General features: G+C 61.4%; 14 protein-coding genes. 8 read left to right on the plus strand and 6 right to left on the minus strand.

What is annotated here, in order from left to right; all coding sequences use genetic code 11:
* Positions 1 to 36: 36 nt before the first annotated feature.
* Positions 37 to 1,434, plus strand: a complete 1,398-nt coding sequence (locus DFP86_RS18175; RefSeq protein ID WP_133683942.1) for a purine-cytosine permease family protein — start codon at positions 37 to 39, stop codon at positions 1,432 to 1,434.
* 66 nt (positions 1,435 to 1,500) lie between these two features.
* Here DFP86_RS18175 and DFP86_RS18180 read toward each other — a convergent pair whose 3' ends face one another.
* Together DFP86_RS18180 and DFP86_RS18185 are read right to left on the minus strand one after the other, a co-directional pair.
* Positions 1,501 to 3,219, minus strand: coding sequence for an NAD-dependent malic enzyme (locus DFP86_RS18180; protein WP_133683944.1), 1,719 nt, complete (start codon positions 3,217 to 3,219; stop codon positions 1,501 to 1,503).
* Between the two features lie 12 nt (positions 3,220 to 3,231).
* Entirely contained in the window at positions 3,232 to 3,450 is a 219-nt protein-coding gene (locus DFP86_RS18185) for a hypothetical protein (RefSeq protein WP_133683946.1), read from the minus strand.
* A gap of 620 nt (positions 3,451 to 4,070) precedes the next feature.
* Between DFP86_RS18185 and hydE the strand changes: the two genes are divergently transcribed.
* The 6 genes from hydE to hydF all read left to right on the plus strand — a co-directional run bounded on the left by hydE (position 4,071) and on the right by hydF (position 13,304).
* The gene (gene hydE / locus DFP86_RS18190; RefSeq protein ID WP_133683948.1) at positions 4,071 to 5,267 is read left to right on the plus strand and encodes a [FeFe] hydrogenase H-cluster radical SAM maturase HydE; all 1,197 of its coding nucleotides are present in this window, start codon (positions 4,071 to 4,073) and stop codon (positions 5,265 to 5,267) included.
* Positions 5,268 to 5,344: 77 nt separating this feature from the next.
* Entirely contained in the window at positions 5,345 to 7,351 is a 2,007-nt protein-coding gene (locus DFP86_RS18195; RefSeq protein ID WP_133683950.1) for an FAD-dependent oxidoreductase, read from the plus strand.
* A gap of 13 nt (positions 7,352 to 7,364) precedes the next feature.
* A complete protein-coding gene (locus tag DFP86_RS18200; RefSeq protein ID WP_133683952.1) occupies positions 7,365 to 9,122 on the plus strand; it encodes a [FeFe] hydrogenase, group A in 1,758 nt (585 codons plus the stop codon).
* A gap of 108 nt (positions 9,123 to 9,230) precedes the next feature.
* Positions 9,231 to 10,634 carry a [FeFe] hydrogenase H-cluster radical SAM maturase HydG gene (gene hydG, locus DFP86_RS18205; protein WP_133683954.1) on the plus strand — a complete coding sequence of 468 codons (1,404 nt, stop codon included), beginning with the start codon at positions 9,231 to 9,233 and terminating at the stop codon, positions 10,632 to 10,634.
* A 7-nt stretch (positions 10,635 to 10,641) separates the two neighbouring features.
* Positions 10,642 to 12,054, plus strand: a complete 1,413-nt coding sequence (locus DFP86_RS18210; protein WP_133683956.1) for an aspartate ammonia-lyase — start codon at positions 10,642 to 10,644, stop codon at positions 12,052 to 12,054.
* Between the two features lie 11 nt (positions 12,055 to 12,065).
* Entirely contained in the window at positions 12,066 to 13,304 is a 1,239-nt protein-coding gene (gene hydF, locus DFP86_RS18215; protein ID WP_133683958.1) for a [FeFe] hydrogenase H-cluster maturation GTPase HydF, read from the plus strand.
* On the opposite strand, the gene DFP86_RS18220 is transcribed toward hydF, so the two are convergent.
* The 3 genes from DFP86_RS18220 to nadB all read right to left on the minus strand — a co-directional run bounded on the left by DFP86_RS18220 (position 13,297) and on the right by nadB (position 18,742).
* Positions 13,297 to 14,574 carry an MFS family transporter gene (locus DFP86_RS18220; protein WP_133683960.1) on the minus strand — a complete coding sequence of 426 codons (1,278 nt, stop codon included), beginning with the start codon at positions 14,572 to 14,574 and terminating at the stop codon, positions 13,297 to 13,299. The two genes, hydF and DFP86_RS18220, sit on opposite strands and share 8 nt — an antisense overlap.
* A 164-nt stretch (positions 14,575 to 14,738) precedes the next feature.
* Positions 14,739 to 17,015, minus strand: a complete 2,277-nt coding sequence (locus tag DFP86_RS18225; protein ID WP_133683962.1) for an NADP-dependent malic enzyme — start codon at positions 17,013 to 17,015, stop codon at positions 14,739 to 14,741.
* 128 nt (positions 17,016 to 17,143) lie between these two features.
* The gene (nadB, locus tag DFP86_RS18230) at positions 17,144 to 18,742 is read right to left on the minus strand and encodes an L-aspartate oxidase (RefSeq protein WP_133683964.1); all 1,599 of its coding nucleotides are present in this window, start codon (positions 18,740 to 18,742) and stop codon (positions 17,144 to 17,146) included.
* A 430-nt stretch (positions 18,743 to 19,172) separates the two neighbouring features.
* On the opposite strand from nadB, the gene DFP86_RS18235 reads away from it, so the two are divergent.
* A complete protein-coding gene (locus DFP86_RS18235) occupies positions 19,173 to 19,613 on the plus strand; it encodes a DUF2087 domain-containing protein (RefSeq protein WP_133683966.1) in 441 nt (146 codons plus the stop codon).
* On the opposite strand, the gene DFP86_RS19500 is transcribed toward DFP86_RS18235, so the two are convergent.
* The coding region (locus DFP86_RS19500; RefSeq protein WP_208108393.1) for a hypothetical protein at positions 19,610 to 19,812 on the minus strand (203 nt) is incomplete at its 5' end. The genes DFP86_RS18235 and DFP86_RS19500 overlap by 4 nt on opposite strands.

Here is a 19,812-nt window from a genome sequence, read left to right on the forward strand (position 1 = left end):
GAGGGCGGCACCACACGACAAAGGAGAGACCATCATATGCAACAAGCAGCCAACACGGCCGCCTCGACACTGATCGAGCGTCGGTCCATCGATTTCATCCCGGAGGCCGAACGCCATGGCAAGGTGTTTAGCCAGTTCACGCTGTGGCTGGCCGCCAATCTGCAGATCACCGCGGTGATTACCGGTGCCTTGGCGGTCGTACTGGGCGGCGATATTTTCTGGTCGATCGTCGGCCTGTTGATCGGCCAATTGATCGGCGGCGCGGTCATGGCGCTGCATGGTGCCCAAGGGCCGCGCCTTGGGCTGCCGCAGATGATCGGTAGCCGGGTGCAGTTCGGCATGATCGGGGCGGTACTGCCGCTGGCGCTGGCCTGCGTTATGTACCTGGGGTTCAACGCGACCGGCATGATCCTGTCCGGCCAGGCGCTCGGACAGTTGCTGCACGCCAGCGACCAGACCGGCATCCTGATCTTCGCCGCAGTGGTGATGGTGGCGGCGACGTTGGGGTACCAAGCGATCCATCGGCTCGGCCGCTTTGCCAGCATCCTGGGGGTGCTGGCATTCCTTTATCTGTTTGTGCGCCTGTTGCAAGGAGAGGATCTGGCGGCGTTGGTCGCGGCCCACACGCATTTCGATGCGGCGGCCTTCCTGACCGCCGTGTCGCTATCGGCTTCGTGGCAGATCGCCTTTACGCCCTACGTGTCCGATTATTCGCGCTATCTACCGTCGAAGACGTCGCCGTGGCGCACCGGGCTTGCCATCGGTCTGGGCTCGGTGATCGGTTCGCAGATCGCCATGTCGCTGGGGGTCTTGGTGGCGGCCATCGGCGGGGCGGCATTCCGCGGTCACGAGGTGGCTTACTTCGTCGGGTTAGGGGCGACCGGCACCATCGCCGCGATCCTGTTTTTCTGCGTGGCCTTCGGCAAAGTCACCATCTCCACGCTGAACGCCTACGGCAGCTTCATGTGCTTTAGTACCATCGCCAGCGCTTTTGGCGGCCAACGCGCCATTCGTCCGCTGCGCCGCTGGCTAACCATCTTGGCCATGGTGCTGATTTCGGTGTCGATCGCCGTGTCGGCGCAACATAGCTTTCTCCCGCTGTTCAAGCACTTCCTCTTGTTCCTGTTGGCGTTCTTTACGCCATGGAGCGCCATCAATTTGGTGGATTTTTATCTGCTCAGTGCGGGCCGAGTGGATGTCGATGCGCTGGGGGATACGCGCGGGCGCTACGCCGGTATCGCCTGGACCGGCCTGATCGTTTACCTGATCGGTATTGCGGTGCAACTGCCGTTTATCGATAGCGCGTTCTATAGCGGACCGATGGTGGCCCGATTGGGTGGTGCGGATATTTCGTGGTTGGTGGGTTGGTTGGTGCCGGCGGGGCTGTATTACCTGGCCGGGCAGCAGCGCCGGGCTGTGCCGCAGGCGGTGTGAGCGTTCGCCATTGAAAAACCCCGTCAAGCATCTGCTTGACGGGGTTTTTGCGTTTCTCCGGCCGGTTTACTTGGCCAGGAAGACGTGCGGGTAGACCGGCTCCCACATTTTAGCGTCGATCTTGGCCGCCATCTCGGCGTCGGAGATCGGGGCGATCTGGCCGTCGGCGATGGCTTGTTTGCCGACGCCGATGGCTACCGCGCGAGCCACGTCGCGCAGCTTGCATACCGGTGGCAGCAGGTTGGCTTCGGCATCGGCGCGGGCCGGCGACAGCTCGGCCAGCGATTTGGCTGCCGCCATGAACAGGCGGTCGGTGATGCGCGGAATCTTCAGCGCCAGCGCGGCGGCACCCACACCCGGGAAGATGTAGGAGTTGTTGGTCTGGTCGACCTTGAACGCGCGGCCATTGCGCTCGATCGGCGGGAACGGGCTGCCGGTGCCGATGATCACGCGGCCTTCGGTCCAGGCCATGAGATCCGCCGGACGGGCTTCGCTGTTGGCGGTCGGGTTCGACAGCGGGAAGATCACCGGGCGTGCCACATGCTTGGCCATTTCGCGCACCATGGCTTCGGTGAACGAGCCGGCTTGGCCGGAGACGCCGATCAGCACGGTCGGCTTGGCGTTCTTGATGACATCCATCATCGACGGCTGGTCGTTTTCCTTATCCCAGCCTTCGATCGCCGTGGCTTTTTGCACGTAGCGGCGCTGGAACGGCTCCAACTTTGCCAGGTCGGTCTTGCCTTCGATCATCAGGCCGGCGCGGCCGACCACGTAGAAGCGGCTTGCCGCTTCCTCGGCACTCAATCCAGCTTCCACCATGATGTTCTGGATCAGCGAAGCGATACCGCAGCCCGCCGAGCCGCCGCCCAGGATCACTACGCGTTGTTCGGTCACCGGCACGCCGGTGACGTTGATGGCGGCCAGCAGCGTGCCGCTGGCCACGGCGGCGGTACCTTGTACGTCGTCGTTGAAGGTGCACAGCGTGTCGCGATACTTCTCCAACAGGCGGCTGGCATTATTCTTGGCGAAGTCTTCCCACTGGAGCAGGACATGCGGCCAGCGTTCCTTGACCGCCGAGACGAACTCGTCGATGAATTCATCGTACTCGGCGCCGCGGATGCGGGCGTGGCGCCAGCCGATGTACAGCGGGTCGGCCAGCAGTTCCTGGTTGTCGGTGCCGACGTCCAGCGTGATCGGCAGGGTCGTGGCCGGGTGCAGGCCGCCGCAGGCGGTGTAGAGCGCCATTTTGCCGATAGGGATGCCCATGCCGCCGGCGCCCTGGTCGCCCAGGCCGAGAATGCGCTCGCCGTCGGTGACGACGATGGCTTCGATATTGTCGAAGCGCGGGTTGGCCAGGATCTTGCGGATCAGGCCCTTATGCGGGTAGCTGAGGAACAGGCCGCGCGGCTTGCGGTAGATGTGGCTGAAGCGCTGGCAACCGGCGCCGACGGTCGGGGTGTAGATGACCGGCAGCATTTCTTCGATGTGTTGGGTGATGACCGCGTAGTACAGCGTTTCGTTGCTGTCTTGCAGTTCGCGCAGCATGACATAGCGATCGAAGTCCGTCGGCAGTCCGCGCAGGGCTTCCATGCGGCGCGACACCTGTTCTTCCAGCGTCATGACATTCGGCGGCAACAGGCCGTGCAGACCCAACTCGGCGCGTTCCTCTTCGGTAAAAGCGGTGCCCTTGTTCAACAGCGGGTCGGCCAGGATGTCTTGTTCGGTCAGGCGCGTTTTGACCTTGGCGTCGATCGGCATGTCCACGGGCGGAAATTTGGAACCCATTTGAGTCTCCGTTTAATTGATGTAGGTATGGATGGATGGTGCGAATGGAATATGTTTTTCGCGCAAAATCACCGGATCGGTTTTTTTGATCGCGGGCACTGGGAATAGCAGTACCGGTGGAGCGTCGGCGTCCAGCAGCGCAACGGTGTGCCACGGCGCCTGAGGGTCGGACTGGACGGCCTGCAAATACTTGCAGCCTGGACATTGGGCTGCGCGCTCAAACTTGATCATGATGTATTCGGTCGGCCGGGAAATCCGCTGTTATGCCAATGGGTTTAATCGGGCCGACTCATGACGTAATTTCGATGCCGCTAGGCTACTCCATTTTTTTTGGCCAGCTGATGCATTGTGCGCATGGATTCATGTGCCAAGCGCAGCGTGCGATCGGGCCGCCGTAGCGGCTTCTGCCGTGTATGGCACGCGCTGCTTGCCTTGGCGGATTGCAACCGGTTTGAGGCGTCGAGTGCGGGAGCGAATCCACGGTTCGGATTCAATGCCAAATGCCTTGAATTTGGCATACAAGGAATGATCAGGATCAAAGAGTTGCCGTAATGGCTGTTCGATAATGAAGTCAGATCGGCGTCGATGTTCGCCAATGTTCGTTAGCGAACATGATGCCGGAGCTGGCGGCTTTTCTGCGTGTCTCGCCCTTTCTGTTCATCGCCGCGCTAGCGGCGCTCTGTCGGTTTCAACGGGTATCACGTCTGAAACCGGGCCCTTGAGGGCTCGTTACCGTTCAGAATGAATCGCGTTGCGCGTCTCTCTGCGGAGGCACTGATGCGCGCAAACGAACATGCCACGTTCGGCCTCGCGGCGTCGGCATCCCTCGGTCGAGGCAGGGAAGGACAGTCATGGTGGCGGCACTGAAGGCGGATATCGAGCGCATCGTGCAGGCGGGCGAGTGGCAACGCGATGACCTGGTGCGCGTGCTCGGCACGCAAGACGCCGAGGCGTTGGAAACCTTGCGCGCCGCGGCCGAGGCCACCTTGCTCGACAAGGTCGGCGCCGGTGTCAGCCTGCGCGGCCTGATCGAATTCTCCAATGTCTGTATCAGCGACTGTCTGTACTGCGGCATCCGTAAACATAACCGAAAAGTCGAGCGTTATACCCTGACCGACGATGAGATCGTCGCCTCGGCGCGCTGGTGCGCCGAAATGGGCTATGGCTCGGTGGTGTTGCAATCGGGCGAGCGGCGCGATGCACAGTTCATCGACCGACTGGCGGCCAATGTGCGCGCCATCAAACAAGCCACGCGCTCGGCGCGACAGCCGGACGGTGTCGGCATCACCTTGTGCGTCGGCGAACAGTCGCGCGACGACTATCAGCGGTTGTTCGACGCCGGCGCTCACCGCTATCTGCTGCGCATGGAAACGTCTTCGCCCGAGTTGTTCGCCCTGATCCACCCGGCACAACAGCGCTTCGAAACCCGCCTGCAATGTCTGAAGACGCTGCGCGAGGTTGGCTTCCAGGTCGGCACCGGCGTGATGATCGGCATTCCCGGTCAGACATTGACGCAGTTGGCCGATGACTTGCTGTTCTTCCGTTCCCTGGATATCGACATGCTCGGCATGGGGCCGTACATCCCGCATGGGGCTGCCGCCATGCCGGCGTCGTTGCCGGTGGCGCCGGTGGCCGAGCGTTTGGATCTGGCTTTCAAGATGATCGCATTGGCCAGGTTGACGCTGGGCGATGTGAATATCGCCGCCACCACCGCACTGCAGGCGCTCGACCCGGTCGGTCGAGAGCGCGGCCTGCGTTTCGGCGCCAATGTGATCATGCCGCAGGTCACACCGCTGGCGGTGCGCAAGCAGTACACCTTGTATGACGGCAAGCCGTGTTTGGAAGACAGCGCCGGCCAATGCGCCACCTGTTTGGAAGGCCGCATCGCTTCGGTCAATCGCTTCATCCGTTATCACCATTGGGGCGATTCGGTGCACTTTGCCCGTCGCAACGATTTGCCGGTCGAGTCGCCCCAGGCACCGGCCGTGCCGCGCCATCCGAATGTGCGCACCGACAAGATTATCCAACTGCATCTGAAGCAGGATTGATGCGGTTGCCAAGAGATTAGTGCATTAAAAAATCGCCCCGGCGTGCCGGGCACAGCAATCCAGGTCTGGAGGAAAAATTGGAAACTTTGGTGTATGGGGTTTGGGATGGCAAGGTCTACGACTTGCGAAAACAATCCGTTTCTGACGATGCGACCATCCCGGGTTTGACCGGATTCGAGGCGTTCGCCCCCGGTAATCCGGTTAAGGTTTTTGTCGCCGACCGCGGTTTCATGGTGTTCGACGAACAAGCCAATTTGGCCGGTGCTTTCTGGCAATATCTGGCGCGCGCCGCCGACGAATCTTGCGGCAAGTGCACGCCGTGCCGGGTCGGCACGGTGGAGCTGCGCGACCAGCTCGACGTTTTGCGGCGCGGCGAGGCCCCTGCGGGCGGCCTGCATAATCTGCGCATGCTGGCGCATCTGTTGGCCACCACGTCGCTGTGCGGTCTGGGCCAATCCTCCGGACGGGCACTGCTTGACGCGTTGACTCATTTCCCGAGCGAATTCACGCCCAAGACGCCCGTGGGCGAGCAAAACGGCGTGATCTACACCACGGCGCCCTGTATCGAGGCCTGTCCGTCGCGCCTGGATGTGCCGCGTTATATCGACGGTATCCGTGCCGGCCGCAATACCCAGGCGATGGAGGTCATCCTCGAAAAGTACCCGATGGCCGCTTCCTGTGGTCGTGTGTGCGTGCGTTTCTGCGAATCGGCCTGTCGGCGCCAGGATGCCGAAGGGGCGCTGGCAATCAAGATGCTTAAGCGCTTTGCCTCGGACAAGGCCTACGACACCGGCAAGCCGTTTTTCGGTAAAGAACGCGTCACCCCGGTGTTGCCTACCAAGAAGAAGGTGGCGGTGGTCGGTGCCGGTCCGGCCGGTGTGACCTGTGCCTACCAGTTGCTCAAGCGCGGGGTGGATGTCGATGTGATCGACATGCAGCACAAGGCGGGCGGCATGGCCTCGGTGGGGATTCCCAGCTACCGCCTGCCCAAGGATGTTCTCAAGGCCGAAACCGAGGGCGCCATCGTCGGCCTGGGCGGCCAGATGGTCTATGGCAAGAAGTTGGGCACCGACTTCGCGCTCGACGATCTGTTCGCACAGGGCTACGACAGTGTGTTCCTGGGTTACGGCGCCAGCCGCGGCACGCTTTTGGGCGTCGTGGATGAAGATCCCTCGCTCAAGGGCTATTTCTCCGGCATCGATTTCCTCAAGGCGGTACACGATCGTGTCGAGGACGGTGTGCCGTTCGAAGTGAAGGGCGAAGTGATCGTGGTCGGCGGCGGTAACGTGGCGATGGACTGTGTACGCTCGGCGCTGCGCTTGGGCGCCAAGAAGGTGCATTTGGTGTATCGCCGAACCGTGGCCGACATGCCGGCCGATCACGAGGAAATCGAGGCGTCCGAGAAGGAGGGCGTGGTGTTCCATTGCCTGACCAACCCGTCGCGGCTGATTTCGGATAACGGCAAAGTGGTGGGCGTGGAAGTGGTCGACATGCGTCAGACCGAAGTGGACGCCCGTGGCCGCCGCAGCGTGGAAGCCGTGGAAGGCTCCGAGCATCGACTGAATTGCGACGTGGTGATTGCCGCCATCGGCCAGCAAGTGGACCGTGCGACGCTCGTTGACGCCGACGGTATCGAGACCGATCGCTGGGGATGCGTTGTGGCCGACAAGGATACGATGGTTACTTCGCGTCCGGGCGTGTTCGCCGGCGGCGATTGTGTGCTCGGGCCACAGACCTTGATCCAGGCGATGGCGCACGGCGAACGTGCCGCTATCAGCATCCTGCAGCATCTGCAGGGCCAGCAGCCGTCGGTATTGCCGGAGCAGCGCATGCAGCAGTTGATCGCCGCCAATAAGTTGCTCAACAACGAGTGCCTGCAGCGCGATGTGATGCCGAAGGGGCGCCAGCCGGTGCCGGAGCAGGAGGTCGAAGACCGCATCGGCAACTTCACCGAGGTGGAGCTCGCGCTGACGCAACGCGACGCCTATCTGGAAGCCGAGCGCTGCCTGCGTTGTTACCGCCACTATCTGGTGGTGACCGAGAACCCGCTGGCCGAAACCGCCTGCGCCGTCGAATTCGCATAATGGTTGAAAGATTATGAAAGCACAGATCAATAACAAGGAATGTTCGTTCGAAGCGCAGGAATCGATCCTGCAGGTGGCGCGCAAGAACGGCGTGTTCATCCCGACTTTGTGCGAGTTGCATGACCAGGGCCATGCCCCGGGAACCTGTCGCGTCTGTCTGGTGGAAGTGAAGCGCGAAGGTTCGGCAACCTCGGAGTTCGTCACCGCATGCGATACGCCGATGCAGGACGGTCTGCAAGTGATGACCCGCACCCAGGCGGTGCAGGACATGCGCCGTGTGCAGGTGGAGCTGATCATGGCCGAGCACAACCAGGATTGTGCCGCCTGTTCGCGCCACGGCGATTGCGAATTGTTGGACGTGGCCGAAGCGGTCGGCGTGCGCCAGTCGGCTTGTACCATCGCCAAGCCTGGTGTGACCTCGGTGTGCGAAGGCACCGACGAGGCGATCCGTTTCGACCCGAGCCGCTGTATCCGTTGTATGCGTTGCGTGGCCATGTGCCGCGATATCCAGGGCGTGGACGCATTGAGTCTGGTGGGGCGCGGTGCCGAGACGGCCATCGTGCTTAACGGCGGCGAAGGTCGTCGTCAGTCGGACTGCGTGTCTTGCGGCCAGTGCGTGATGGTGTGTCCGACCGGCGCTTTGGCGGAAAACGATCAGACCCAGGCCGTGCTGAATTACCTGATCGATCCGGAAATCGTGACGGTGTTCCAGATCGCGCCGGCGATCCGCGTCGGCTTCGGTCAGGAGTTCGGTCTGCCGGCCGGTACCAACGTCGAAGGCCAAGTGGTGTCGGCATTGCGTGCCATCGGCGCCGATGTGATTCTCGACACCAATTTCGCCGCCGACCTGGTCATCATGGAAGAGGGCAACGAAGTGCTGGGCCGTGTGCTGGAAGGCCGCGGCACGACGTTCACCTCCTGTTGTCCGGGCTGGGTGGATTTCGCCGAGAAGCATTTCCCGGGCATCCTGCCGATGGTGTCTTCGACCCGCTCGCCGCAGCAGTGCCTGGGCTCGCTGGCCAAGACTTACCTGGCCAAGAAGATGGATATCGATGCCAAGCACATCCGTGTGGTATCGATCATGCCCTGTACCGCCAAGAAACAGGAAGCGGCACGGCCGGAGTTGGCGAAGGACGGCGTGCCGGACGTCGATGTCGTGCTGACCATTCGCGAATTCGCCCGGTTGTTGCGCCGCGAAGGCGTCAATCTGGCCGAGCTCGAACCTTCGGCTTTCGATGATCCGTTGATGAGCGAGTACACCGGCGCCGGGGTGATTTTCGGTACCACCGGCGGTGTGATGGAGGCGGCAATCCGTACCTTGTACTTTGTGGCCAACGGCAAGGAGTTGGACGGCATCGAAGTGCACGACGTGCGCGGCTTCGACCGTGTACGCGAAGCCACCATCGAAGTGGGCGGCCAGGTCGGCACGCTCAACGTGGCGATGGTGCATGGTCTGAAGGGGGCGGCGCAGGTGGCGCAGGCCGTGCTGGACGGTTCGGTCAAGTATGACTTCATCGAGGTCATGGCCTGCCCGGGCGGTTGTATCGACGGCGGCGGTCATCTACGCAGCAAGAAGGGCTATCTGAAGCATGCCGAGGCGCGGCGCAAGGGGCTGTATGCCATCGACCGCAAGACCGGCGCGCGCCAGTCGCACAATAACCAGCAGGTGCAGAAGCTGTACCAGGATTTCCTGGGCGAACCGCTATCGCATGCTTCGCACGATCTGCTGCATACGCATTACCAGGCTAAACCGCGCGAGACCGATGTTTAAGCGCGTGGCGACGTAATGAGAGGCCCGCCCCGTCGCCCGGTCAGGGCGCGGGGCCTCGAGGGCCCGGCTGGACGGGGATTCTCGAAGATCATCATATTGGAGTAAAACATGACGCACATTCACGATACCCAGGCAAGTTGGCTCGACCCGGAAGTGGTCGAGAATGCCCTGAAGAACCCCAATCGCGACCCGGCGCACGTCCGTGCGGTGCTGGCCAAGGCCCGCGAATTGCAGGGGCTGAATTTCGACGATGTGGCGACGCTCGCCTGCATCGATGACGACGCATTGCGTGATGAACTGTATGGCACCGCGCGCTACGTCAAAGAGGAAATCTACGGCAAGCGCATGGTGTTGTTCGCGCCGCTGTACATTTCCAATGTCTGCGGCAACGAATGCAGCTATTGCGCATTCCGTGCCTCGAACAAGTCCATCCAGCGCCATGCGTTGGATATGGAGGAGATCAAGCAAGAGGCATTGTGCCTGATCGACCAGGGCCAGAAGCGGGTGCTGCTGGTGGCCGGCGAGGGCTATTCGGCAGCCAACGGCGGTTTCAACTACGTGCTCGACGCCATCGATGCGGTGTATTCGGTCGAACACAAGAACGGGAATATCCGTCGCTTGAACGTCAATGTTGCGCCGCTCACGCTCGAAGAGTTCCAGGCGCTGAAGGCGCGCGAGATCGGCACCTACCAGTTGTTCCAGGAGACCTATCACCGTCCGACCTATGCCGAAGTGCATCTGCGCGGCAAAAAGGCGGATTTCGACTGGCGTGCCAGTGCGATGGATCGCGCCATGCAAGCCGGCATCGACGATGTGGGGCTGGGCGCCTTGTTCGGCCTGTACGATTGGCGTTTCGAACTGATGAGCCTGATGCAGCACATCGCGCATCTGGAGGAACGTTTCGGCGTGGGCGCGCATACCATCAGTGTGCCGCGTATCGAGCCGGCTGAAGGTTCCGACTTCGCCAGCGCGCCGCCGTATGCCGTGACGGACGAGGACTTCAAGAAGCTGGTCGCCATCTTGCGTCTGGCCGTGCCGTATACCGGTCTGATCCTGTCTACGCGCGAGTCGGCCGAGATGCGTCGCGAGGCCATCGCGCTCGGTATTTCGCAAATTTCCGCCGGCAGCCGTACCAATCCGGGCGGTTATGCCGCCGATGCCACGTCGACCGAGCAGTTCCAGTTGGGCGATCACCGTTCGTTGGAGGAGGTTGTGCGCGAATTGGCCTCGACCGGCTTTATTCCGTCTTTCTGTACCGCCTGCTACCGCATGGGACGCACCGGCAAGGATTTCATGGATCTGGCCAAGCCGGGCTTGATCAAGCGTAAGTGCGATCCTAACGCGGTGACCACGCTGCAGGAGTACCTGTGCGATTATGCCGAACCGGCCACGCAAGCCGCCGGCGAGAGTGCCATCGTGCAGTCGCTGGACAAGATGGATCCGAAAACCCGCCGCAACGCCGAGAAGATGCTGAATATGATCCGCAACGGCCGTCGCGACATTTATTGCTGAGACGACCATGGCGACGCGCGTTGAAAGCGATTCGCTGGGAAGCGTCGAATTGCCGGCCGACGCGCTCTACGGGGCGCACGCCGCGCGGGCACGCGACAATTTCCAGCTCAGCGGGCAGGGCGTTGCCGCGGAGCTGGTGTCCGCGTTCGCCCAGGTGAAAGTCGCCTGTGCGCGTACCAACGCGGCTTTGGGTTATCTGGCGCCCGAGGTGGCCGATGCCGTCGTGCGTGCGGCGCACGAGCTGGCCGCCGGCCAATGGCGCGAAGCGATCGTGGTCGACGCATTGCAGGGCGGGGCAGGCACTTCGCTCAATATGAACGTCAACGAGGTCTTGGCCAACCGCGCCGAGGAGTTGCTTGGCGGCCGGCGCGGCGAGTATCGATTGGCCCATCCGATCGATCACGTCAACCTGCACCAGTCGACCAACGATACCTATCCGACCGCGCTCAAGGTGGCGGCCATCGGCCTGCTGCGCCAGCTTCACGTCGATATTTCCGAATTGCAGATGGCGTTTCAGCGCAAGGAGGGCGAATTCGCCCATGTGGTGAAGATCGGCCGTACGCAATTGCAGGATGCTTGTCCGATGAGCATGGCTGCCGCGTTCTCGGCCTGGGCCGAGGGTTTATCGCGCGATCGTTGGCGGGTGTCGAAGTGCGAGGAACGGCTGCGGGTGGTGAACCTGGGAGGCACGGCGATCGGTACCGGCATGACCGCACCGCGCGAGTATATCTTCGCCGTGGTCGAGCGTTTGCGCGAGGAGACCGGTATGGGCCTCGCCCGTGCCGAAAATCTGGTGGACGCGACGCAAAACGCCGACGTGTTCGTCGAGGTGTCCGGCATTCTCAAAGCGCACGCCGTCAATCTGCTGAAGATCTCCGCGGATCTGCGGCTCCTGGCTTCCGGGCCGCGCGCCGGTCTCGGCGAATTGAGGTTGCCGGCGATGCAGGTTGGATCGAGCATCATGCCGGGCAAGGTCAATCCGGTGATCTGCGAGGCGACGGCGCAGGCGGCGATGCAGGTGATCGCCAACGATACCGCCATTACGCTAGCGGCGCAGTCGGGGCAGTTGGAGCTCAATGCCTTCCTGCCGCTGGTGGCGCATGCGCTGTTGGGCTCGCTGTCGTTACTGTGCCGCGCCAATCGGATGTTCCGCCAGCGTTGCATCGAGGGCATCCAGGTGGATGAAGCGGCTTGCCGCGCACATGTCGATGCATCGTTGTCGACGGTCACGGCGCTGGTGCCGTTGATCGGCTATGAAGCCGCCGCGGCACTGGCCAAGCACGCACAGGACACGGGACGTTCGATTGCGGAGGTGGTGCGCGAACGGCAGTTGTTGTCGGAAGAGGCGCTGGCGCAGGCCTTGTCGCCGGCGGCCATGACCGCGTTGGGTTTTCGCGGCCAGCCGCGCGAGCCGAAATAAGGAGTGACATCATGCAAGATACGCCCAAGGGACTGCGACTGCATATCGGACTATTCGGCCGGCGCAATGTCGGTAAGTCCTCATTGATGAACGCGCTAGTCGGCCAATCGGTGTCTATCGTGTCGGATCTGGCGGGCACCACCACCGACCCGGTGGAAAAAACACTGGAGATGGCGCCCCTGGGGCCGATTGTGTTTGTCGATACCGCCGGGCTCGACGACGTCGGCGCCGTGGGCGAGATGCGCAAGCAACGTTCGCTGCAGGTGCTGGATCGAGTCGATCTAGGCATCGTGGTGGCGACGCCCGAGGGGCTCACCGACTACGAGCGCGATGTGATGGCGCTGTTGACCGAGCGCAAGACGCCGTTTTTGCTGGTGTTCAATAAATGCGATCTGGGCGCGCCGCCGACCGAGTGCCTGGCCGAGCTCGATCGGGATAAGGTCGTGCATGTGCGGGCCAGCGCGACCGAGGCTCAGGCGCTGGATCAGATCAAGGAGGCGCTGTTTCACTTGGCGCCGGAAAATCCGGTCGACGAGCCGCGGTTGATCGGCGATTTGCTGTCGCCGGGCGATACGGTGGTGTTGGTGGTGCCGATCGATCTTGGGGCGCCCAAGGGGCGGTTGATTCTGCCGCAAGTGCAGACGATCCGCGATGTGCTCGACAGCGATGCCAGTTGCGTGGTGGTCAAGGAACGCGAATTGGCCGATACGCTTTCGAAGATGACGGTACGGCCGCGCATCGTGGTGTGCGATTCGCAGGTGGTGTTGAAGGCTTCGGCCGATACGCCGCCGGAAATTCCGCTGACGACCTTCTCGATTCTGATGTCTCGCTTCAAGGGCGATATGATTCGGCTGGCGCACGGTGCGGGTGCGATCAATGCGCTGCGTCCCGGGGATCGGGTTTTGATCACCGAGTCGTGCTCGCATCATTCGCTGGCCGACGATATCGGCCGGGTGAAAATTCCGCGCTGGCTGCGTCAGTTCGCCGGCGGCGATCTGCAGACCGACGTCGTTGCCGGAAAAGATTTCCCGGATGATTTGTCGCCGTACGCCTTGGTCGTGCAGTGCGGCGGCTGCATGGTGACGCGCAAGATGGTTCTGCACCGGCAGTATCTGGCTGGACGGCAGAATGTGCCGATGACCAATTACGGCATGGCGATCTCGCAGGTACAGGGGGTGCTCGAGCGCACGCTGGCGTGTTTCCCCGCTGCGCTCGATGCTTTCCGGTCTGGGGCGCGTCGGCCTAATTGAGGTGCGGCGGTTTCCGGGGCAGTCGTAGACTGGCCAGGAAGCTGACGATCAGCATGGCGGTGACGTACCAGAAGAAAACTTCCTCTCGTCCCGCGGTTTTTAGCCCTAGGGCGACGAATTCCGCCGAACCGCCGAATAAAGCATTGGCGATGGCGTAGGAGAGTCCGACGCCCAGCGCCCGTACCTCGACCGGAAAGAGCTCGGCTTTGACGATGCCGGCAATCGAGGTGTAGAAGCTGATGATGCCCAGGGCCAGGGTGATAAGACAAAAGGCCAGAAGCGGGCTCGTTATGTGGTGCAGGGCGCTCAGCAAGGGCAGGGTCAGTAGTGCGCCCAGCCCGCCGAACAGTAGCATGCTGGCGCGGCGACCAATGCGATCCGACAGTGCGCCGAACAGCGGTTGCGCCAACATGTAGACCAGCAGGCAGACGGTCATGATGGTGCTTGCGGTGCCGATCGGCATGTGCGCGCTATTGACCAGGTATTTCTGCATGTAGGTGGTGAAGGTGTAGAAACTGAGCGAACCGCCAGCGGTAAAGCCGAGGACGGTGAGGAATGCGCCTTTGTGGTCGCGCAGTAGCACGCGCAGGCTGCCGGCATCCCGGTTGTTGCTAGCGTTGGGCGCTGCGGTTTCCGTCAGGCTGCGGCGCAGCCAGAGGGACACTAAGGCAGTCAATGCGCCGAGCACGAAGGGAATGCGCCAGCCCCAGCTTTTGAGTGCCGGCTCGCTGAGCAGATGCTGCAGGATCACGATGATTAGTACGGCCATCAGTTGGCCGCCTATCAATGTGACGTATTGGAAAGAAGAATAAAATCCCCGCCTACCGGCTGCGGCGACCTCGCTCATATAGGTTGCCGTGGTGCCATATTCCCCACCGACGGATAGTCCCTGCAATAGACGGGCCAGCAGCAGCAAGATCGGTGCCCAAATGCCGATGGTGCCGTAGCCTGGCAGGCAGGCAATCACCAGCGATCCCATGCACATCATGAGGATTGAGGCGACCAAGGATTTTTTTCGGCCGTGGCGGTCGGCCAGTCTACCGAATAGCCAGCCGCCGATCGGTCGCATCAGAAAGCCGACGGCGAAGACGCCCGCGGTATTGAGCAATTGGACCGTCGGGTTGGCTGCGGGGAAGAAGGTCGGGGCGAAGTAGATGGCACAGAAGGCGTAGACATAGAAGTCGAACCATTCGACGAAGTTGCCCGAGGACGCCGAGAGGATGGCCAGGACGCGCTTACGCTGATCCTGATTGGACTGTATATGATTCATGAGTAACCTTTATGTTATTTGCATTTTTTATTATCTGTTAAGAGTAGTGCGACAGGTGAAAATAATTCTCAACTGTAATGAATGTGCCGGTGGTAAACATGATGGAATAAAAAAAGGAGGCTAGGCCTCCTTTTTGCATTGCAGTAGGGTGGGGGCGCGGCGGGTTAGCCGGCGGTTTGTGCGTCCACGCAGGCTAGCGCCACCATGTTGATGATGCGGCGTGCCGATGAGATCGGCGTCAGGATGTGCACCGGTTTGGCGACGCCCATCAGAATCGGGCCGATGGTCACGCCGTCGGACGCCGAGACGCGGAGCAGGTTGTAGGAGATATTGGCCGATTCGATGTTCGGCATGACGAGCAGGTTGGCCGATCCCTTTAGATTGTTTTCCGGCATGGCTTGCTGGCGGATGTTTTCGACCAATGCCGCGTCGCCCTGCATCTCGCCATCCACTTCCAGGCCGGGGTGGTGTGCCTGGATCAGTGCCAGTGCATCGCGCATCTTCTGCGCCGACGGGCAGTTGACCGTGCCGAAGCTGGAGTTGGACAGCAGGGCCACCTTGGGCACGATGCCGAAGCGCTTCATCGACTGGGCGGCCATTTCGGTGATGCCCGCCAGTTGCTCGGCGTTGGGCGAGGGGTTGACGTAGGTGTCGGTGATGAAAATGTTGCCGTTGGGTAGCATCAACGCATTCATCGCGCAGGCGAGCTTCTGCGGGTTGTTGTACCCCAGTACGTCCTCGATGATCTCGAAGTGGTGGCGGTAGGCGCCAAAGGTGCCGCAGATCAGCGCGTCGGCATCGCCGCGCCGTACCATCATCGCACCGATCAGCGTCGTCTGGCCGATCATGCGGCGACGCGCTTGCTCTTGCGAAATACCGCGCCGCTGCATGAGCTGATAGTACTCTTTCCAGTAGTCGTTGAAGCGCGGATCGGAGGCGTTGTCGACCAGTTCGAAGTCCTGGTCGATGGTCAGCTTCAGACCGAGTTTTTCGATGCGCTTTTCCACCACGCTGCGACGACCGATCAATATCGGCTGGGCCAAACCTTGCGCGACGATTTCCTGGGTGGCGTGCAATACGCGTTCGTCCTCACCCTCGGAGAGCACGACACGCTTGCGGTCTTTGCGTGCCTGCGTGAAGACGGGCTTCATGAACAGGTTGGTCTTGTAGACGAATTGCGCCAGCTTGTCGATGTAGGCTTCCATGTCGGCGATCGGCCGGGTGGCGACGCCGGACGCCATGGCTGCGCGTGCCACGGCGGGGGCGATCTTGACGATCAGGCGCGGGTCGAATGGCTTGGGAATCAGGTATTCCGGACCGAAAGTCAGCTCCTCGTCGCCATAGGCCGAGGCGACGACGTCGGACTGCTCGGCCAAGGCCAGATCGGCGATGGCGTGCACGCAGGCGAGCTTCATTTCCTCGTTGATGGTGGTGGCGCCGACATCCAGCGCACCGCGGAAGATGAACGGGAAGCACAGAACGTTGTTGACTTGGTTGGGGTAGTCCGAGCGACCGGTACAGATGATGGCATCAGGCCGAGCCTCTTTGGCCAGCGGCGGAAGAATTTCCGGCTCCGGGTTGGCCAGGGCGAGGATCAGCGGCTGTTGCGCCATCGAGCGAACCATGTCCTGGGAGACGAGTTTTGGGCCCGACAAGCCGAGGAAGATGTCGGCGCCGGCGATGGCGTCCTTGAGTGTGCGCAGGCCTTTATCGTCGATAGCGTAGCGCTTCTTCGATTCGTCCATCTTCTCGTCGCGGCCATGGTAGATCACGCCCTTCGAGTCGCACACCACGACGTTCGCACGCTGCACGCCGAGTGCGACCAGCAAGTCGAGGCAGGCGATGGCCGCGGCGCCCGCGCCGGAGGTCACCAGCCGCACATCCTTGATGTCCTTGCCAACCACGCGCAGAGCGTTGAGCACCGCGGCGGCGGTGATGATGGCGGTGCCGTGCTGATCGTCGTGGAAGACGGGGATCTTCATCCTCTCGCGCAGCTTCTTTTCAATGTAGAAGCATTCGGGCGCTTTGATGTCTTCCAGGTTGATGCCGCCGAAGGTGGGCTCCAGTGCGGCGATGATATCGACCAGCTTGTCGGGGTCGGTCTCGCTGACTTCGATGTCGAATACATCGATGCCGGCGAATTTCTTGAATAGAACGCCTTTGCCTTCCATGACCGGCTTGCCGGCCAGGGCGCCGATATTGCCGAGACCGAGCACGGCGGTGCCGTTGGAAATCACCGCCACCAGATTGCCGCGCGCAGTGTATTTATAGGCATTCAGGGGGTCTTCGACGATGGCGTCGCAGGCTGCGGCGACGCCGGGGGAATAGGCCAGGGCCAGATCTCGCTGGGTTGCCAGTGGCTTGGTCGGTGCGACCTGAATCTTGCCCGGGTTGGGGTATTGGTGATAATCGAGTGCGCTTTGGCGCAGTTGCTCATCCATTTCTCTGTGCGCTCCTGTATGTGACGGAAGTCTGCTTTTTTAAGTAGGCCATTATAGGCTGGCCGCTTGCATTCGGGCTATATGCCGAATGCAAGCGGAGATGCGTATCGGTGTGACGCTGATACTCTTCATGCATTTGCCGCTCGTCGGAGCGGTTCTGGCTGCAAGATGGTGTCCACGGCGTCGGCGAGCGTATCGGGAAAGTCGCGGCTGAAATGCAGACCGCGGCTTTCCTTGCGCGCAAGCGCCGAACGGATGATCAGTTCGGCGGTCTGCACGAGGTTGCGCAACTCGATCAGATCGTTGCTGACGTGGAAATTACTGTAGTACTCGTCGATTTCGCCCTCGAGCAGGCGAACCCGGTTGAGTGCCCGCTCCAGGCGCTTGCTGGTGCGTACGATGCCGACGTAGTCCCACATGGCCCGCCGCAGTTCGTCCCAGTTATGCGAAATCACCACCGATTCATCCGGATCCGTGACGCGGCTGTCGTCCCAGTCGGGGATGGCGGGGAACGTTAGCTTGCCCTGCGATAGGATGTCCTCGGCCGCCGCCTTGCCGATGACCAGGCACTCGAGTAGCGAGTTGCTGGCCAGGCGGTTGGCGCCGTGCAAGCCGGTGCAGGCGGATTCGCCGACGGCGTAGAGTCCGTCCACATCGGTGCGGCCGTGCAGATCCGTCAGCAAGCCGCCACAAGTGTAGTGAGCGGCCGGAACCACCGGGATAGGCTCCTGGGTGATGTCGATACCCAGCTCCAGGCAGTGATTGTAGATGTTGGGGAAGTGTTCCTTGACGAAGTCGGCCGGCTTGTACGAGATGTCCAGGTAAACGCAATCCAGTCCATGGCGCTTCATTTCGAAGTCGATGGCGCGCGCGACGATGTCGCGCGGCGCCAACTCGGCGCGCGGATCGTGATTGGGCATGAAGCGCGTACCGTCCGGCAGGCGCAGGATGCCCCCTTCGCCGCGCACGGCCTCGGAGATCAGGAAGGACTCGCTATGCGAGTGGTACAGACAGGTCGGGTGGAACTGAATGAACTCCATGTTCGACACGCGGCAGCCGGCGCGCCAGCCCATGGCGATGCCATCGCCGGTCGCTGTATATGGGTTGGTACTGTATAGGTAGACCTTGCCCGCGCCACCGCAGGCCAGGATGGTGTGTTTTGCGGCCACCGTCTTGACGACATCGCCTTTCTTGTCGAGCACGTAGGCGCCATGGCAGCGGTTGCCCGATATGCCGAGCTTGCTTGACGTGATCAGGTCGATGGCGATGTGCTCTTCCAAGACGGTGATGTTCGGATGGGCTTTGATCTTTTGCCCTAACGTACTGGTTACGGCGGCGCCGGTGGCATCTGCCGCATGAATGATGCGGCGATGGCTGTGGCCGCCCTCGCGCGTCAGGTGATAACCGGTGCGGTGGGTCTCGTCCTTGGTAAAGGGGACGCCGAGCGAAATTAACCAGTGAATGGCCTCTTCGGAGTGCTCGACGATGAAGCGGGTGGCATCTGCGTCGCAGAGACCGGCGCCAGCGATCAGGGTGTCGCGGATGTGCTCCTCGACCGAGTCCTCCGTGTCCAATACGGCGGCGATGCCACCCTGGGCATAACTGGAGCTGCCTTCCAGCAAGTCGCGCTTGGTAACGAGGGCGACCTTGCGCGTTTCGGCTAGATGCAAGGCCAATGTCATGCCGGCAAGCCCGCTGCCGATGATCAAAATGTCGTACTTGAGCATGGTTTGAAAGTATCGCCCGCTATTAAGGGTAAGGGCGCTCGGCTAGATGAATGAAAGAAATAGCCTACCAGATTCGACGCATCGATTGGTGGTGACATGGGGTTGACAGTGTCGCGGTGCCGATTGCACACTTTGCGCCGGGTCCGCAGTCCACCCAGACGTCGCCTGTCCCTTTCGGGACAACGCTGAACCTGCCGGCAAACCAAAACGATGCATTCCTGCACTCTCAATGCATGAATGCCGATGCGACCAATCTTTCGTGCCGCATTGGAAGGGCGACTACCAATTCCCATTTTATTAGGGGAGGCGCGCAGGAGGTGTCATCGTGACCCGTGCTGTTTTTCGTTTTCATGCAGACGATATTTCTCGTCTCTCTCGTTCCCTTTGTCAGCAAATTGCCTCGCTAGGCGATGTGCCTGGTCATCAGGCCATGTTGAATATGCTGGCGCGCGCAGTTGGGTTTTCCAATTACCAAAGTTGGCGTGCGACGCAGGAGTCGGTTCCGGCTGTGGCTGAGCCGGCCCGGGCTGAGCTGGGTACTTCGGCTGCGCATAAAGCCGTGGCGCGACTAGTGCGCTACTACGACCGCGAGGGACGGCTGACGCATTGGCCGCGTAAGCGGTCGTGGCAGGTGCCTTGTCTTTGGTTGATCGCCGAACACATACCCATTGGCGCCGTATTATCGGAGCCGCAAGTCAATGCCTTGATTTCGGCTCGTCATACTTTTGGCGACTATGCGCTCATCCGACGAGATCTGGTGATGCTAGGCGCGCTCGGACGGACGCCGGATGGTCGTGAGTACTGGCGCAATCCGCAGGCGGCGCCGGAAGAGGTCGGGGTGTTGCAGCGGGCTTTGGCCGAAGCGCGTTAACGATAGGTGTGGGCCGGCGTAACTTGTTTCTCACAATGGTGTTGACGGCACGTTACGTCCGGCGTATAGTTCACCTCCTTCGCTGCAGCAACAAACGCAGCACTGCTCTTTAACAAACAGAACAACCGATAGGTGTGAGTGCCGGGAAGAGCCGACACTTGCACTGCAAGAGACAGAAAGTAACCTTCGGGTTTCTTCG

It is taken from the genome of Paludibacterium purpuratum, assembly GCF_004363805.1.
GTDB lineage: Bacteria > Pseudomonadota > Gammaproteobacteria > Burkholderiales > Chromobacteriaceae > Paludibacterium > Paludibacterium purpuratum.

Coding starts and splice junctions, on each gene's coding strand:
- DFP86_RS18175 (WP_133683942.1), top strand. CDS start 37: ATGCAACAAGCAGCCAACACGGCCGCCTCGACACTGATCGAGCGTCGG.
- DFP86_RS18180 (WP_133683944.1), bottom strand. CDS start 3,219: ATGGGTTCCAAATTTCCGCCCGTGGACATGCCGATCGACGCCAAGGTC.
- DFP86_RS18185 (WP_133683946.1), bottom strand. CDS start 3,450: ATGATCAAGTTTGAGCGCGCAGCCCAATGTCCAGGCTGCAAGTATTTG.
- hydE (WP_133683948.1), top strand. CDS start 4,071: ATGGTGGCGGCACTGAAGGCGGATATCGAGCGCATCGTGCAGGCGGGC.
- DFP86_RS18200 (WP_133683952.1), top strand. CDS start 7,365: ATGAAAGCACAGATCAATAACAAGGAATGTTCGTTCGAAGCGCAGGAA.
- hydG (WP_133683954.1), top strand. CDS start 9,231: ATGACGCACATTCACGATACCCAGGCAAGTTGGCTCGACCCGGAAGTG.
- DFP86_RS18210 (WP_133683956.1), top strand. CDS start 10,642: ATGGCGACGCGCGTTGAAAGCGATTCGCTGGGAAGCGTCGAATTGCCG.
- hydF (WP_133683958.1), top strand. CDS start 12,066: ATGCAAGATACGCCCAAGGGACTGCGACTGCATATCGGACTATTCGGC.
- DFP86_RS18220 (WP_133683960.1), bottom strand. CDS start 14,574: ATGAATCATATACAGTCCAATCAGGATCAGCGTAAGCGCGTCCTGGCC.
- DFP86_RS18225 (WP_133683962.1), bottom strand. CDS start 17,015: ATGGATGAGCAACTGCGCCAAAGCGCACTCGATTATCACCAATACCCC.
- nadB (WP_133683964.1), bottom strand. CDS start 18,742: ATGCTCAAGTACGACATTTTGATCATCGGCAGCGGGCTTGCCGGCATG.
- DFP86_RS18235 (WP_133683966.1), top strand. CDS start 19,173: ATGTTGAATATGCTGGCGCGCGCAGTTGGGTTTTCCAATTACCAAAGT.